General features: G+C 61.0%; 16 protein-coding genes. 8 read left to right on the forward strand and 8 right to left on the reverse strand.

What is annotated here, in order from left to right; all coding sequences use genetic code 11:
• The first annotated feature begins 120 nt into the window (after positions 1–120).
• The 3 genes from trxA to QZ460_RS05400 are packed head-to-tail and all read left to right on the forward strand — an operon-like array spanning position 121 to position 1,113.
• The gene (gene trxA, locus QZ460_RS05390; RefSeq protein WP_290540562.1) at positions 121–570 is read left to right on the forward strand and encodes a thioredoxin; all 450 of its coding nucleotides are present in this window, start codon (positions 121–123) and stop codon (positions 568–570) included.
• Complete coding sequence (locus tag QZ460_RS05395) at positions 570–776, forward strand: 4Fe-4S binding protein (protein ID WP_290540563.1); 207 nt, start codon at positions 570–572, stop codon at positions 774–776. The genes trxA and QZ460_RS05395 overlap by 1 nt, the downstream gene beginning before the upstream one ends.
• On the forward strand, positions 760–1,113 hold the full coding sequence (locus QZ460_RS05400; protein ID WP_290540564.1) for a MarR family transcriptional regulator: 354 nt from the start codon (positions 760–762) through the stop codon (positions 1,111–1,113). The genes QZ460_RS05395 and QZ460_RS05400 overlap by 17 nt, the downstream gene beginning before the upstream one ends.
• Positions 1,114–1,192: 79 nt before the next feature.
• Here the strand turns inward: QZ460_RS05400 and QZ460_RS05405 are convergent, their stop codons facing one another.
• From QZ460_RS05405 to QZ460_RS05440, 8 genes are all read right to left on the reverse strand, one after another.
• Complete coding sequence (locus QZ460_RS05405) at positions 1,193–1,897, reverse strand: FCD domain-containing protein (RefSeq protein WP_290540565.1); 705 nt, start codon at positions 1,895–1,897, stop codon at positions 1,193–1,195.
• Positions 1,898–2,084: 187 nt separating this feature from the next.
• On the reverse strand, positions 2,085–2,843 hold the full coding sequence (gene tpiA, locus QZ460_RS05410; protein ID WP_290540566.1) for a triose-phosphate isomerase: 759 nt from the start codon (positions 2,841–2,843) through the stop codon (positions 2,085–2,087).
• A gap of 239 nt (positions 2,844–3,082) precedes the next feature.
• Positions 3,083–4,807, reverse strand: a complete 1,725-nt coding sequence (gene lysS, locus QZ460_RS05415; protein WP_290540567.1) for a lysine--tRNA ligase — start codon at positions 4,805–4,807, stop codon at positions 3,083–3,085.
• Positions 4,808–4,983: 176 nt separating this feature from the next.
• The gene (locus QZ460_RS05420; protein ID WP_290540568.1) at positions 4,984–5,649 is read right to left on the reverse strand and encodes a phosphatase PAP2 family protein; all 666 of its coding nucleotides are present in this window, start codon (positions 5,647–5,649) and stop codon (positions 4,984–4,986) included.
• Between the two features lie 7 nt (positions 5,650–5,656).
• Positions 5,657–7,162, reverse strand: a complete 1,506-nt coding sequence (locus QZ460_RS05425; RefSeq protein WP_290540569.1) for an MBOAT family protein — start codon at positions 7,160–7,162, stop codon at positions 5,657–5,659.
• Positions 7,159–8,745 (reverse strand): hypothetical protein, encoded by a 1,587-nt coding sequence (locus tag QZ460_RS05430; protein ID WP_290540570.1) that lies wholly within the window; start codon positions 8,743–8,745, stop codon positions 7,159–7,161. Before QZ460_RS05430 ends, QZ460_RS05425 begins: the two co-directional genes overlap by 4 nt.
• Positions 8,746–8,752: 7 nt before the next feature.
• Positions 8,753–9,514 (reverse strand): zinc metallopeptidase, encoded by a 762-nt coding sequence (locus QZ460_RS05435; protein WP_290540571.1) that lies wholly within the window; start codon positions 9,512–9,514, stop codon positions 8,753–8,755.
• Positions 9,511–10,272, reverse strand: a complete 762-nt coding sequence (locus tag QZ460_RS05440) for an SDR family NAD(P)-dependent oxidoreductase (RefSeq protein ID WP_290540572.1) — start codon at positions 10,270–10,272, stop codon at positions 9,511–9,513. The genes QZ460_RS05435 and QZ460_RS05440 overlap by 4 nt, the downstream gene beginning before the upstream one ends.
• A 167-nt stretch (positions 10,273–10,439) precedes the next feature.
• Here QZ460_RS05440 and QZ460_RS05445 point away from each other — a divergent pair, with 167 nt between their 5' ends.
• The 5 genes from QZ460_RS05445 (at position 10,440) to QZ460_RS05465 (ending at position 13,747) form a co-directional block, all read left to right on the forward strand.
• Positions 10,440–11,684 (forward strand): FtsX-like permease family protein, encoded by a 1,245-nt coding sequence (locus QZ460_RS05445; protein ID WP_366934991.1) that lies wholly within the window; start codon positions 10,440–10,442, stop codon positions 11,682–11,684.
• Positions 11,681–12,397 (forward strand): bifunctional demethylmenaquinone methyltransferase/2-methoxy-6-polyprenyl-1,4-benzoquinol methylase UbiE, encoded by a 717-nt coding sequence (ubiE, locus tag QZ460_RS05450; protein ID WP_290540574.1) that lies wholly within the window; start codon positions 11,681–11,683, stop codon positions 12,395–12,397. Before QZ460_RS05445 ends, ubiE begins: the two co-directional genes overlap by 4 nt.
• Complete coding sequence (locus tag QZ460_RS05455; protein ID WP_290540575.1) at positions 12,394–12,909, forward strand: hypothetical protein; 516 nt, start codon at positions 12,394–12,396, stop codon at positions 12,907–12,909. Before ubiE ends, QZ460_RS05455 begins: the two co-directional genes overlap by 4 nt.
• The gene (locus QZ460_RS05460) at positions 12,909–13,388 is read left to right on the forward strand and encodes a hypothetical protein (RefSeq protein ID WP_290540576.1); all 480 of its coding nucleotides are present in this window, start codon (positions 12,909–12,911) and stop codon (positions 13,386–13,388) included. Before QZ460_RS05455 ends, QZ460_RS05460 begins: the two co-directional genes overlap by 1 nt.
• 101 nt (positions 13,389–13,489) lie before the next feature.
• Positions 13,490–13,747 carry a hypothetical protein gene (locus tag QZ460_RS05465; RefSeq protein ID WP_290540577.1) on the forward strand — a complete coding sequence of 86 codons (258 nt, stop codon included), beginning with the start codon at positions 13,490–13,492 and terminating at the stop codon, positions 13,745–13,747.
• Positions 13,748–14,013: the final 266 nt, after the last annotated feature.

The raw sequence follows: 14,013 nt of genomic DNA on the forward strand, positions 1-14,013 counted from the left end.
GAAAGCCCCTCCAACCGCCCCACCCCTCCCCAATGGAAATATTTTCCACAAGAAATTTGTTTTACCGGAAAATAAATCCCATATTTGCACCGTTATTGATAGGAACCAATTGAAAACATCATGAGACAACTACTTTTTACAGTCCTTGCACTTCTGGCATTCGCGACCGGAAGCCAGGCGCAGACAAACAACAAAAACACGAAGAATATGAAAACGACGACATTGACCAAAGCCGACTTTCTGAAGAAAGTCGCCGATTACGAGAAGAGCCCCCAGGAGTGGAAATACCTCGGCGACAAACCCGCCCTGGTTGACTTCTACGCTCCGTGGTGCGGTCCCTGCAAGGCCCTTGCACCGGTGCTCGAGGAGCTGGCCGCCGAATACGGGGATCAGATCCACATCTACAAGATCAACACCGAGGAGGAGCAGGAGCTTGCCGCAGCATTCGGCATCCGCTCGATCCCCACGCTGCTGTTCATCCCGATGGAAGGCAAGCCCCAGATGAGCCAGGGTGCCCTGCCGAAGGCTTCGCTCAAGGAGGCCATCGACAAAGTGATGCTGAGCAAGTAGTGACACTGACGATCGACGCCCAGCTATGCCCGCAGAACCACCGTTGCCCGCTGATTTCGATCTGCCCTGAAGGAGCGATCACCCAGGAGCGGAACAACTCCCTGCCGCGGATCGACTCCGTGAAGTGCATCGAATGTGGCAAATGCGTGAAATACTGCGACATGCAGGCGGTATATAAGGTGAAGGAACATGGACAAACTCTGTAGGATCCGCGATCTGCAGCGGGCCGTACACCAGTTCGAAAGTGCATTCGAAAAACGCTACGGCATCTGCCTGAACGAGGGCATGACGCTGTGCAGCCTCTCGAAAACCGGGCGTCTCTGCCCGGGAGAACTGGGGGAACTGCTGGGTCTCACGCCGTCCAACACCTCGAAAGTGCTCCGCTCGGTGGAACAAAAAGGGCTGGTGAGCCGCGAACTCTGCACCGAGGACCGGCGCCAGACATACTATTCACTCACACACCAAGGATGCGAACTACTCGCTTCGGTCTGCTGCCGGGAGGTGGAAATCCCCGAAATCCTGCGCGACTGGCTCTGCGGGTAGAACGTGACGCAACCGAACACAGCAACGGCTGTCTCCTGTACGGGAGACAGCCGTTCGTCGTTTCTGAATGTCCGGAAGGCTATTCGAGAAAATGGTCTTCCTCGTTGAACGTCGCCGCGAATTCGCTCAACGCCTTGAGGTGGCGGCGCAGCATTGCGACAGCCCCCTCCTCGTCCTGCTCGCGGACGCAGCGCAACAGTTCGCGATGTTCGAAATAGACCTCCTCCTGCGGAACCGTGCAGACCCGGTAGCGCTGGTAATAGCGCAGCACGTCGGGCGTGATGACCAGCAGCATCGAGGCAATCACCGGATTGTGCGCCCCGCGGGCCAGCGCCTGATGGTAGGCAAAGTCCTTCGAGACGCGCTCCTCGGTGTAGAATTTCTCCTCACACTCCTCCAGCGCCCGTTCGATGTTCTCCAGGTCCTCGGCCGTACGGTTGCGGGCGCAGAGTCGGATGGCCTCGATTTCGAGCAGCACACGCACGTAAACCAGCGACGCGAAGTCATACTGCCGGATCTGCAACGCATCGGTGATCATGCGTTCGAGCACCTGCATCTTCTCCTGCGCGACCACCGTGCCGCTCTGGGGGAAGGTCTGGACGATGCCGTAGAATTCGAGTTTCTGGAACGCCGCACGCACATGGGCGCGGCCGACGCCCAACATGTCGGCCAGCCGCCGCTCGGCCGGGAGACGTTCGCCCGGGTGCAAACGCCCGGAGTAAAGTTCCTTCTTGACGTATTTCAGGACGGTTTCCACCTGTTTGATATTTGGCGAGTTGTTCATGGGTAATTCTTTTACAGTACAAATATCGCAAAAAAACCAATCAAACCAAACTATTCCGACGATTTCGGCGCCCTCCTGCAAATTCCGCTCCGCCCAACCCCGACAAAATAGGATCGGACCCCGGATGGAATAAAAAGACAGAGGCCCTTACAGGGGCCTCTGTACTTCATTGCAGGCTATCGCAGTATTACTTCGCGAAGCCCTTGCCGATGGCGAGGAAATCCTCGGCCTTGAGGGCAGCGCCGCCGATCAGGCCGCCGTCCACATCCTCCTTGGCAAAGATCTCGGCAGCGTTCGAGGGCTTGCACGAACCGCCGTAAAGGATTGCCGTCTCCTGTGCCGCAGCACCGAACTTGGCGGCGAGTACCTGACGGATGTAGGCATGAATCTCCTGTGCCTGCTCGGCCGTAGCGGTCTTGCCCGTACCGATGGCCCAAACGGGCTCGTAAGCGATCACAAGGTTCTTGTACTGCTCCTCGGTGAGGTTGTAAACGACCTCCTCGATCTGGGCCTTCACCACGTCGAAGTGCTTGCCGGCCTCGCGCTCCTCGAGGTTCTCGCCGACGCAATAGATGGGGACCAGCCCGTTTGCATAAGCCTGTGCCATCTTCTTGTTGAGCGTCTCGGAGGTCTCGCCGTAGTACTGGCGGCGCTCCGAGTGGCCGAGGATCACATACTTGCAACCCAGAGCCGCGATCATCGAGGCTGCGATCTCACCCGTGTAGGCACCTTTGGCCTCGGTTGCGCAGTCCTGTGCGCCGAGTGCGACGTCCGAACCCTTCAGGGCCTCGGCAACCATCGCCAGATGGGTGAACGGCGGGCAGACGATGAAGTTCACACACGAGCAAACCTCTCCGCGGCCTGCGACAACGCCTTTGGCCAGTTCCACACCCTCGGCGGGAAGCGTGTTCATCTTCCAGTTGCCGGCAACGATTTTCTTTCTCATAGCTGTATAGTTTTGTTATGTTAAACAGTTAAACTTCCGTTCCATGCCTCCGCCCGCCGCATGCGCGGCCGACGAGGGCCTTTGCCCATCCGCCCCGTCCCCGGCTCCAGGCCGGACAGGGGTTTCACTGCGGAGGACGACACATCGGGTCCACCTTTGGCACGCCCCGCGCAAGCCGTCTTCCAAACCGCACCCGCGAGAGACTGCGCGACCGGATTGCCGCACCGAATACCCGATACCTACTCCGCCGCGCACCACGCCTTGACCTCTTCGATCGAGGGGGCTTTCAGGCCGAGTTTGTTTTTCTTGTTGAATCCGCACAGGTCGTTGAAGAACTTGCCGGGGGCGAGCTTGCGGAGCGACTCGACGGTCAGGTAGCCCATCTTCTGAATCACCGGGACCCACTCTTCGGGCACACCGATGGCGATATATGCCTCTGCGGGATCGCTCACGGCCTTCTTCTCGGGACGCATCTGCGGGAAGAACAACACGTCCTGGATCGAAGACTGCCCGGTCATGAACATCGTCAGCCGGTCGATGCCGATACCCATTCCCGAGCAGGTCGGCATGCCGTATTCCAGCGCGCGCACGAAGTCCATGTCGATGAACATGGCCTCGTCGTCGCCCTTTTCCGAGAGCCGCAGCTGCTCCTGGAAACGCTCAAGCTGGTCGATCGGGTCGTTCAGCTCCGAATAGGCGTTGCAGAGCTCCTTGCCGTTGACGAACAGTTCGAAACGCTCCGTCAGATCGGGGTTCGAGCGGTGACGCTTGCTCAGCGGCGACATTTCGCGCGGATAGTCCATGATGAAGGTGGGCTGCGTCAGCTCCTCCTCGCAGTACTGCCCAAAGATGGCGTCGATCAGCTTGCCCTTGCCGAAGGTCTCGTCGATCTCGACGTTGAGCTGCTTGCAGGCCTCGCGCAACTCCTCCTCCGAGCGGCCCGTGATGTCGTATCCGGTCTTCTCGAGGATGGCCTCGGTCATCGTCAGACGGCGGAACGGCGCCTTGAACGAGACCGGCTTGCCATCGATCGTCAGCTCCGTCGTGCCGTTCACAGCCAGCGCCACGCGCTCGAGCATCTGCTCGGTGAACTCCATCATCCAGAGGTAGTCCTTGTAGGCCACGTAGATTTCCATGCACGTGAACTCGGGGTTGTGCGTGCGGTCCATGCCCTCGTTGCGGAAGTTCTTGCCGAACTCGTAGACACCGTCAAATCCGCCGACGATCAGCTTCTTGAGGTAGAGCTCCGTAGCGATGCGCAGGTAGAGGTCTACGTCGAGCGAGTTGTGGTGGGTAATGAACGGACGCGCCGAGGCGCCGCCGGGGATGGGTTGCAGAATCGGGGTCTCGACCTCGACATAACCCCTCTCGTTGAAGAACTCGCGCATCGTGGACATGATCCTGGCGCGGCGGACAAAGGTCTCCTTCACCTGCGGGTTGACGATCAGATCGAGATAGCGCTGGCGGTAGCGCACCTCCGGGTCGGTGAATGCATCGAACGTCTTGCCGTCCTTCTCCTTGACGACGGGCAGCGGGCGGATCGACTTCGACAGCACGGTGAACTTGCGGCAGTGTACCGACAGTTCGCCCGAGTTGGTGTGGAAGGCGAAACCCTCCACGCCGATGAAGTCGCCGATGTCGAGCAGTTTCTTGAAAACCGTGTTGTAGAGCGTCGGATCGCCTTCGGGACAGATGTCGTCGCGGCGGATGTAGACCTGGATGCGGCCCGTGTGGTCCTGCAGTTCGAAGAACGAGGCGCTACCCATGATGCGGCGCGACATGATGCGGCCTGCGATGCGGACGTCCTGGAAATTCTGCTGCGCATCGTCGTAGTTATCGGCGATTTCACGCGCCGTGGCCGTCACTTCGTAACGGGCGGCCGGGTAGGGTTCGATGCCCAGGTTGCGCAACGCCGTGAGCGACTGCCTGCGAAGCTGTTCCTGTTCGCTGAGTTCGATTGCCATATCGTGTGATTTTTATGTATGCTTGTTATCCGTGCAAAATTAGTGAAAAAAGGACAAAATAGCAACTCTTTCGCCAATCGGTTGCACCCGCGGCGCAGCGACCCGGGAAAACCGCACACGGAGATGCCGGCTCCCTGTCGGCGCGGGATGGCCGAAAAAAAGAGCCGAACCATCGTTCAGCCCTTTTTCGCGAAGCCGAGTTTTCGGTAGGCCCAAAAGGCCGCCAGTCCCAGCACGACACCCACGGCGCTCCCCCACACGAGGTCCATCGGGTAGTGTTTCCCCAGGTAGATGCGCGAGTAGCAGATCAGAAGGGCCGAGAGAACCATCAGCCCCGTGAACCACCGCCGGCGGATGACCGAGGCCGACATTGCGGCCAACGTGGCGATGACCGCCGCATGGGCCGAGACAGTCCCGAAGCGGCCGCTCACGGCCTCGACGGGGACATGCACGATCCAGTCGCGGGTGATGCCTGCCGCGGCGAGCGAGTCGGGCATCAGCCGGCGCAGCTGGCGCAGCGAGTCGGAAGCGATCTCCAGCCCTTCGAGTTCGGGGGCGAACATCGGCCGCCAGCGCGGCTGGAAGTCGGGAAGCAGCCCGCCCAGCATGCCGTTGTGCTTGAAAATGCCTGAAACCATGTCCGAAAGGACCAGTGCGGCGATCATCAACACCGTGAAGACAAGCAGGTTGCGCCATCCGTCGCGGCGCCACACGAGCCAGAGAATCAACGCGTAGAGCGGCAGCCACATCGTCGTGCCCGAGACAATCAGCATGAGGCGGTCCAGGCCGGGGCCTCCGTCGAAATTCAGCGTCAGAAAGAGTTGGTGGTCAAAATTATACATCGGTTATCTAAAATTGGAAGTAGATGAAAGGCTGTATGTCGCTGGATTTGATCTGCATGACACACCAGATCATCGCCGCGGCCATCAGGACCTGCAGCATCAGCGGCGCATGGATCACGATCCGCCGCGCAAGGGCATCGACGGCCGACGGCATCAGGTGCAGGAGATACCCCGCGGCGATCAGCGCGAAGACGGCTCCATAGCCCGTGATCACCTGCGGAATCATCGCGGCGTTGAAGTTTTCGAAAATCTGGTGCAGCATCAGCGAGACGGTCTGCATCGACTCGGCGCGGAACATCAGCCACCCCAGGCAGACGATGTTGAACGTCAGGAGCATGCCCGCCGCACGGCTCCACCAGTGCATCTGCGCACCGGTGGCCCTGGCTCCCGGGACGAGCGCCATCCAGAGTTTGTGCAGCGCTAGGGCCACGCCGTGCAGCCCGCCCCAGAGGACGAAGCGCACCGCCGCGCCGTGCCACAGTCCGCCCAGCAGCATCGTGAGGATCAGGTTGCCGTAGGTCCGGATGCGGCCCTTGCGGTTGCCGCCCAGCGAAATGTAGAGGTAGTCGCGCAGCCAGCCCGAAAGCGAGATGTGCCACCGACGCCAGAACTCGGTGATTGTCGCCGACTTGTAGGGCGCGTCGAAGTTCTTCGGGAAGCGGAAGCCCTGCAGCAGGGCGATGCCGATGGCCATATCGGAGTAACCCGAAAAGTCGCAGTAGATTTGCAGCGCATAGCCGTAGATGCCCATCAGGCACTCGAATCCGGAGTAGAGCAACGGCTCGTCGAAGATGCGGTCGACGAAGTTGAGCGAGATGTAGTCCGAAATGATCGCCTTTTTGAACAGACCCGTAAGGATCAGGAAGACACCCGTGCCGAACATCTCCTTCGTGACCACGACGGGATTCTGCCGGATCTGCGGGATGAAGTCCCGCGCGCGGACGATCGGGCCGGCCACCAGCTGCGGAAAGAACGACAGGTAAAAGAGATAGTCGAGCCAGTTGGACAAGGGCTTCAGCTGACCGCGGTAAATATCTATGGTATAGCTCATCGACTGGAAAACGAAGAACGAGATGCCGACCGGAAGGAAGATGTTCCGGAACTGCAGGAAGCCCGGTCCGAACAACTGGTTGGAGATGTCGATGAGGAAGTTCGTGTACTTGAAGTAGCCCAGCATGCCGAGGTTCACCGCGATGCTCAGCACCACCAGCCAGCGTTTCGCCTGCCGGGAGCGGGCCCGCCAGATGCCCCGCGCGATCAGGAAGTCGCTCGCCGCGGCGAAGAGCAGCAGCAGGAAATAGATGCCGCTCGATTTGTAGTAGAAATAGAGCGAGAAGGCGATGACGTAGACGATGCGGGCCATCGGCGCGCGCCGCATGGCGCTGTAAACGAGCAGGAACCCCGCAAAGAGGAAGAGGAACAGCCCGCTGCTGAAAATCAGCGGCGAGGAGGCGTCGTAGGCAAACAGGGCCTGGAGCCTTTCGAGGATGCTGTCCGTTGCGGGAAAGGTCATTGCACGCGCAGGTTAAGGGAAGCGGAGGAGGGAAGGATCCGCCGGTCGACGGCGGCCCTGCGCGCCGAGTCGAGGATGGACTGCTCCGCACGGCGGCGCAGTTCGGCGATCTGCTGCTCGGCACGGACTTCCAGGACGCCGGCGTTGATGGCGTCGAACAGCGCCCATGCCACACGGCGCCCTCCGGCATAATTGATATGGGTGTAGTCCTTGCCCGCCCAGCCGTTCTTGACGAACTGCGCCATGCCGCCCAGGGAACGCATGGCCTCGCACGTGGGCCAGAAGGCCGCACCCGTGTTGCGTGCCGCACGGCGCTGGCAGTCGAGCATGTGGGGGATGGCGTCCATCGCCTCGAATCCCGCATCGGTCTTCACCGAGCGGTCGCTGACGCCCAGCACGAGCACCGCCGCACCCGGGAAGCACTGGCGGACGTAGGCGATCATCTTCTCGATCTGCCCGGAGTAGTTGGTGTAGTTCTTCACGCCCGACTGCATGATGTTCAGCCCGTACTGGAGCACCACCAGATCGTAGCCCAGCATGGCGTTGATCTGGGCGTTGACCGACGGGTTGGTCCAGAACATCGCCTGTCCGTTGTTGCTGCGCACGGAGTAGTTGTCGACCACGACGCCCCGTCCTTCGAAAACCGCCCCGTAGCCGACGAAGCCCTCCGTTCCGGAGAGCACCTTGAAGGCGAGCGAGCGGACACCGGGTGCCCAGACCGCGATCTGCCGCACGGCGCCGTCGCCCTCAATGGCAAATTCGCGGCGTTCGGCATCGTTGAGTGTCACCTCGACGCGGCTGTCGCGGGGCGAGAGGAAGAAGATGCGCGCCGTCGTGCACGAGTCGAGGCGCTGGCGGTAGTCGGTGCTCTCCCAACGGGTCGAGGCCCCGGCCGCAGGCTGGCAGACCCAGCCCGAGACATAGAAATTATCGCGCAGGTGTGCGGGTGCGGCCCGGCGCTGCATGATGTTGTATGCCGTCCAGCCTTTCGACTGGGTTTTGATCGTGCGCCGGAACGCCGTCAGCGGCGAGGCCATCGGAGCGAAGCCCGCACCGCCACCCGAGTAGGCCGTCTGAAGCCGTTCGCGCAGGTCGGCCGTGAGGATGTCGCCCTCGACGAACGAGTCGCCCAGGAAGGCGATGCGCACCGGGCGCGGGGCGTTGAGCAGCGTGTCGCAGAAGGCCCGGATGCGTCCGCTGTCGCTGAAGTCCTCGATTGGGGTCAGCGTCGCGACGAGGCGCATCGAGTCGGGCACGGCGCGTTCGCGGCGGGAGGAGTCGCGGGCCAGAAGCCATTCGTAGGTGATCTGCACCGTGCGCGGGGTGGAGTCGGCCTCGATACGTTCGGCCACGGCTGCCATGTCGATGTGGAACTCCTCCTCGTCGAAGAGCACCGGCTCGGCGGCCGATTCGGCCGCATCCGAATCGTCGAACGAAAGCAGGTCCGAGAGGATGTTGGCACGGCGGAGCTTCACGCCCCCGACGCTTTGCGGCGGAATGAAACTGACGGCCACAAGCACCGCAACAAGCGCCGCGGCAGCCAGCCAGCCGTGGTGGGTGTAGTCTTTTTCGGGGATGTTCATCTGCGGGTCAGTCGCGCCGGCCGAGGATCAGGAAGACGTAGTAAAGCACCGACGCGATAGCGCTCAACGCCGCGACGAGGTACGTGCGGGCCGCCCACGAAAGGGCCTCCCTGGCCTGCGTGAGTTGCACGCCCTGCATCGTGCGGCTCGTCTGGAGCCACTCCAAGGCACGGGCCGAGGCGTTGTACTCGACGGGAAGCGTGACGAGCGAGAAGACGGCCGACATGGCGATCATGCCCACGCCGATCCAGCACAGCAGCTCGTTCTGCGTCGAGGCCAGGAGGACAAGCCCCAGGATGATGACCCACGTGGCGGCCGTCGAGGCGAACTGCACGACGGGAACCAGCTGCGAACGCAGCACCAGCGGGGCGTAGCCGCGGGCGTGCTGCACGGCATGGCCGCACTCGTGGGCCGCCACGGCCGCAGCGGCGACACTCGTCGACGAGTAGACCGAGTCACTCAAGTTGACGGTCATCGTCTGCGGGTTGAAATGGTCGGTGAGGTGGCCGCCGACGTGCGTCACCTTCACGTTATGGATGTTGTTGTCGCGCAGCATCTTCTCGGCGACCTGGGCGCCGGTCAGCCCCCCGGGGAACTGCACGGCCGAATACTTCTTGAAGACCGACTGCAGGCGCGCCTGCACGATGAAGCCGACGATGCCGATGGCAATGATCAGAACGAACATGCCCATCGTCGCGGCGTCGTAGCGCACGGCATGAGGCGCTGCATGGTAACCTGCCTGAAGCAGGGCAATCAAAGGTAGTGTCATAGCGTTTGCTGTTTGGTTTTCCGGTGCGTATAATAGGCTCCCGCCTGCTGCGAGGGCATCAGCACCATATCATTAACGTTCATGTGGGCGGGTAATTGTGCCGCCCATGCAATTGCTTCCGCAATATCGGCGCCAGTGAGCGGTTCGACTCCTTCGTAGACCGCAGCGGCACGCTGCCTGTCGCCGTGGAAGCGCACCTGCGAAAATTCGGTCTCGACCATCCCCGGGCGGATCTCCGTCACTTTGATCCCGGACGAAAGCAGGTCGGCACGCATCGACTGCGAGAGGGCGTGCACGGCGTGTTTCGAGGCGCAGTAGACAGCGCCGTTCTCGTAGGCTTCGGTCCCGGCGATCGAGCCGATGTTGAAGATGTGTCCGCGGCCCGCGGCGACCATCTTGGGCGCGATGACCCGCGTGACGTAGAGAAGTCCCTTGACGTTGGTGTCGATCATGGCATCCCAGTCGCGCGTATCGCCCACGTCGATGTGTTCCAGTCCAGCGGCAAGACCCGCATTGTTGACCAGCAGGTCGATGTGTTCGAGCGGCGAGAGGTTGCGCCGCACCTCCTCCTCGGAGCGCACGTCGAAGACAAGCGTCGTGCAGCGTCCGCCCGCCGATTCGATCTCCGCACGCAGCGTCGCGAGCCGGTCGGAACGGCGGCCCGTGGCGATGACGGCGTATCCCTCCCGTGCCAGCCGGAGCGCCGTGGCGCGGCCGATGCCTGAAGTGGCTCCCGTAATCAATGCCTGTTTTTGCATGGAAAAAACGTTTGTTTCGGGCAAAGATACAAAAAAGTAGAATGGCTGCAAAACAGAATGGCAAGCGGATTTGCAAAACATTAGGGTGGATAAAAAGTGGCGCAACGATAGCGAAAATACGAAATTTATATGTTACTTTGTACAAATTTTCGACACGACAGCACACCGTGAATCTCGCCTTTTTCATCGCACGCCGCATGGCACAGCCCGCACCCGGAAACAAACCCGGGGTGATGGAGCGTATCGCCGTGGTGTCGGTGGCGCTGGGGATGGCCGTGATGATCCTCGCGATGGCCGTGATCATGGGATTCAAAGGCGAGGTGGCCCGCAAGATGACGGGCTTTGCGGCCCATGTCGCGGTGACCGACATAAGGGGCGTGAACGCGCTCGATGCACAGCCCGTGCACCGCAGCGAGCATGTCGAGGAGCTGATACGCCGGACCGACGGATTTGCGGCGATGGCTCCCTATGCCGTCAAGGGAGGCATTGTACGCACGGCCGATGCCGTGGGCGAGGTGATGCTCAAGGGTGTCGAAGCGGATTACGACTGGTCGTATTTCCGCGAATGGCTCGTCGCGGGGGAGCTGCCCCGGGTGGGCGATGCGGTCCGCACGAAGGACATCCTGCTGTCGCGGACGCTGGCCGACAAGTTGCAGCTGGGTGTGGACGACAAGGTCGAGATGCTGTTCGTGGAGCCGGGCGAGATGCCGCGCCGCGACCGGTTCAAGGTGGCGGGGATCTACGAGTCGGGGATGGAGGAGATGGACGGCGTGGTGGTGGTCACAGACATCCGCAACGTGCAGCGCCTCGCGGAGTGGGGGCCGGACGAGATTTCGGGCTACGAGATCCTGACACACTCGCTGGACCAGGCCGACACGTTTGCCCGGACGCTGGGCCGGACACTGCTGTACGACGATGACGAAGACGCCGAGAACCTCGCCGTAACGAGCATCCGGGAGCAGTACGCCCACATTTTCGACTGGCTGAAGGCCCACGATGTGAACGCCGCGGTGGTGATCGCGATCATGCTCGTGGTGGCCTTCTTCAACATGACCTCGGCGTTGCTGATCCTCGTGCTGGAGCGGACGCGGATGATCGGACTGCTGAAGGCGCTCGGAATGCGCAACGGCTCCCTGAGGCGCATCTTCCTCTGGCGCGCGGTGCTGGTGATCCTGCGGGGCCTGGCCTGGGGCAATGCCGTCGGACTGGGGCTGTGTCTGGTGCAGAAATGGACCCATCTGGTGAAGCTCAGCTCCGAAGGATACCTGCTCTCGGAGGTGCCCGTGGCACTGGACTGGGGCTGGTGGCTGGCGCTCAACGCGGGGTTTATCGCAGCGATCGTCGCCCTGCTGGTGATCCCGACGGCCGTGGTCTCCACCGTAAAGCCCGAAGAAACGATTCGATACGAATGAAACCATACAACACAAATCAGACCAAAAAGGAAGAGGTGCGCAAGATGTTCGACAACATCGCACCGAAGTACGACTTGTTGAACCATACGCTTTCGATGAGCATCGACCGCGTATGGCGCCGCCGCGTGGTCAACGAGGTGCGCCGCGCAAAACCCGGGCGCATTCTGGACGTGGCGACCGGAACGGGTGATCTGGCGATCGCCATGGCACGCCGCATCCGCGACGTGCAGGTGCTCGGGGTGGATCTCTCGGAGCAGATGCTCGCCGTGGCACGCCGCAAGATCGAGGCCCGCGGGCTGGACGGACGCATCGTCCTCGATCGGGGCGATGCCGAGCATCTCGCCGTGGCCGACGCCTCGGTCGATGTCGCGACCGTCGCATTCGGGGTGCGCAACTTCGGCGACCTCGAAACAGGACTGCGCGAACTGGCCCGCACAATAAAACCCGGGGGCAAAGTCGTTATTCTGGAGTTCTCGCGCCCCCGCAACCGGGCATTCCGCGCCCTGTACGAGTTTTACTCCTACAAGATCCTGCCCCGCATCGGCGGGCTGGTGTCGCGCGACAAGCAGGCCTACGAGTATCTTCCGGCATCGGTCGGAGAGTTTCCCGCGCCGGAGGCATTCATGGAGATGATGTCCCGGGCGGGATTCCGCAACTGCCGGGCGCGGAGCCAGAGTTTCGGAATCGCACAAATATATATAGGAGAAAGATGAAGACAATACAACGCTATTCGGTCTACGCACTGTTGCTGATCCTCGCCGTGTCGCTCGCGTCGTGCCGCCGCGCCGTGGAGAAGGCCCGGCAAAACATCCGCTTCGAGGGCATTGAAAAGGTCGAACGTCAGGGGCTGACGGGGGCCGAGGTGGTCGTGCGGGTGATGAACAACACGGGATACAAGCTGGTGCTCGAAACCGCGGAAATGGGCGTTTACTACGCCGACAGCCGCGTGGGGACGATCGTCCTGCGCGAGGCGGTCGAAGTGCCCCGGCACACGACGGACAGCTTCCGGACCTTGTGGCAGCTGAAAATATCCGATCCGCTGGCGCTCTACGTGCTGGCCCGGAAGGTCAAGTCGGGCGACCTGTCGCAGGTCGAGGTCTCCTACGCCGTGAAAGGGCGCGGAGGACCGGCTCCCGTGAAAATTTCGCACGAACGGATGCCGGTGTCCGATTTTTTGAATATCTTTGGACTGACGATCGAAGAAGTTAAAAAACAGTTGAAATAATGCGCAGATTGCTTTTCCTCATGCCGATTCTCCTGTGCGCGGCCGTTTCCGCACACGCACAGTCGCTCGACGCCTTCAAGCAGCGTCTGGCGGAGCCTACTCCCGAAGCGACGCTTTTCAACCGGGCACAGGTCGTTGTCAGAGAGCATGACGACGCCGCACGCGCCGTGGCCCAAGCCGCCCACGCCGGGCAGCGTCTCTATTTCGAGGGGTTTCACCGGGTCTGCGTCTTCTCGGACAACGGACCCGCGGCTCGCGACGGGGCCTTTGCCGCCAAGGAGCTCTTCGAAGAGACCTATCCCGATGTGAAGGTTTATGTGGATTACGAGATTCCCTATTTCATCGTTTCGGCGGGCAACTGTCTGACCAAGGAGGAGGCCATCATGCTCAAGGGGCGTGTGTCGGCGACCTTCCCGAAGGCTTTCCTCAAGCAGCTGAAGCGGGAAAAATCCCCAATATCCAACCTTTTGGACAAATAAAAGTCCAATTCAGAAAAATAATTCTTTTTTCTTTGCTTTTCCCGTGCGAATATTTAACTTTGCGGCGTTACGGAACAATTAACTATTAAACGTTTAATACCATGAAAAAGATTGTCTCTTTTGCCATCGTCCTGGCAGCTGTCGCAATGGTAGGCTGCTGTGGAAATTCGAACAAGAAAGCTGCTGAAGGCGCTGCTGCTGCCGCTGCTACGACCGAAACTTCGGCTTGCGCCGGCTGCACCGAGAAGTGCGACGCTGCAACCGAATGCTGCTCCGAGCAGACTGATTCGACCAAGACCTGCAGCGAGAAATCGTGCAGCGAGAAATCGTGCAGCGAGGAGGCCGAGGCAAACAAGTAGTCACCGGTTAGGTTTGAGAGAGGGTGATTCTTCGGAATCCCCTTTTTTTGTTCCCCCACGGAGGTGGCGGGGATTTTGGATCCGGCGGCGAAGCAGGTCCGGGATCGAGCAACGGAGAAACTGAGCAGGGACGGGACAGAACGGCCCCGAGTGGGTCCGGGACCCGGCAAATCCGGGGGCAAGCGAGGCAGGAATCAAGCGGGCGAAATGAGGGGTTTTATCTGCTGAAAAGCCGATCCGCAGGACGGATAAATGGAAAAAGAGCG

The organism is Alistipes sp. (assembly GCF_020026455.1).
Lineage (GTDB): Bacteria > Bacteroidota > Bacteroidia > Bacteroidales > Rikenellaceae > Alistipes.

Bases quoted from the DNA above. Each gene is read 5' to 3' on its own strand.
- QZ460_RS05430 (WP_290540570.1), bottom strand. From the start codon at position 8,745: ATGAACATCCCCGAAAAAGACTACACCCACCACGGCTGGCTGGCTGCC.
- QZ460_RS05460 (WP_290540576.1), top strand. From the start codon at position 12,909: ATGCGCAGATTGCTTTTCCTCATGCCGATTCTCCTGTGCGCGGCCGTT.
- QZ460_RS05440 (WP_290540572.1), bottom strand. From the start codon at position 10,272: ATGCAAAAACAGGCATTGATTACGGGAGCCACTTCAGGCATCGGCCGC.
- lysS (WP_290540567.1), bottom strand. From the start codon at position 4,807: ATGGCAATCGAACTCAGCGAACAGGAACAGCTTCGCAGGCAGTCGCTC.
- QZ460_RS05435 (WP_290540571.1), bottom strand. From the start codon at position 9,514: ATGACACTACCTTTGATTGCCCTGCTTCAGGCAGGTTACCATGCAGCG.
- QZ460_RS05400 (WP_290540564.1), top strand. From the start codon at position 760: ATGGACAAACTCTGTAGGATCCGCGATCTGCAGCGGGCCGTACACCAG.
- QZ460_RS05420 (WP_290540568.1), bottom strand. From the start codon at position 5,649: ATGTATAATTTTGACCACCAACTCTTTCTGACGCTGAATTTCGACGGA.
- ubiE (WP_290540574.1), top strand. From the start codon at position 11,681: ATGAAACCATACAACACAAATCAGACCAAAAAGGAAGAGGTGCGCAAG.
- trxA (WP_290540562.1), top strand. From the start codon at position 121: ATGAGACAACTACTTTTTACAGTCCTTGCACTTCTGGCATTCGCGACC.
- tpiA (WP_290540566.1), bottom strand. From the start codon at position 2,843: ATGAGAAAGAAAATCGTTGCCGGCAACTGGAAGATGAACACGCTTCCC.
- QZ460_RS05405 (WP_290540565.1), bottom strand. From the start codon at position 1,897: ATGAACAACTCGCCAAATATCAAACAGGTGGAAACCGTCCTGAAATAC.
- QZ460_RS05425 (WP_290540569.1), bottom strand. From the start codon at position 7,162: ATGACCTTTCCCGCAACGGACAGCATCCTCGAAAGGCTCCAGGCCCTG.
- QZ460_RS05465 (WP_290540577.1), top strand. From the start codon at position 13,490: ATGAAAAAGATTGTCTCTTTTGCCATCGTCCTGGCAGCTGTCGCAATG.
- QZ460_RS05455 (WP_290540575.1), top strand. From the start codon at position 12,394: ATGAAGACAATACAACGCTATTCGGTCTACGCACTGTTGCTGATCCTC.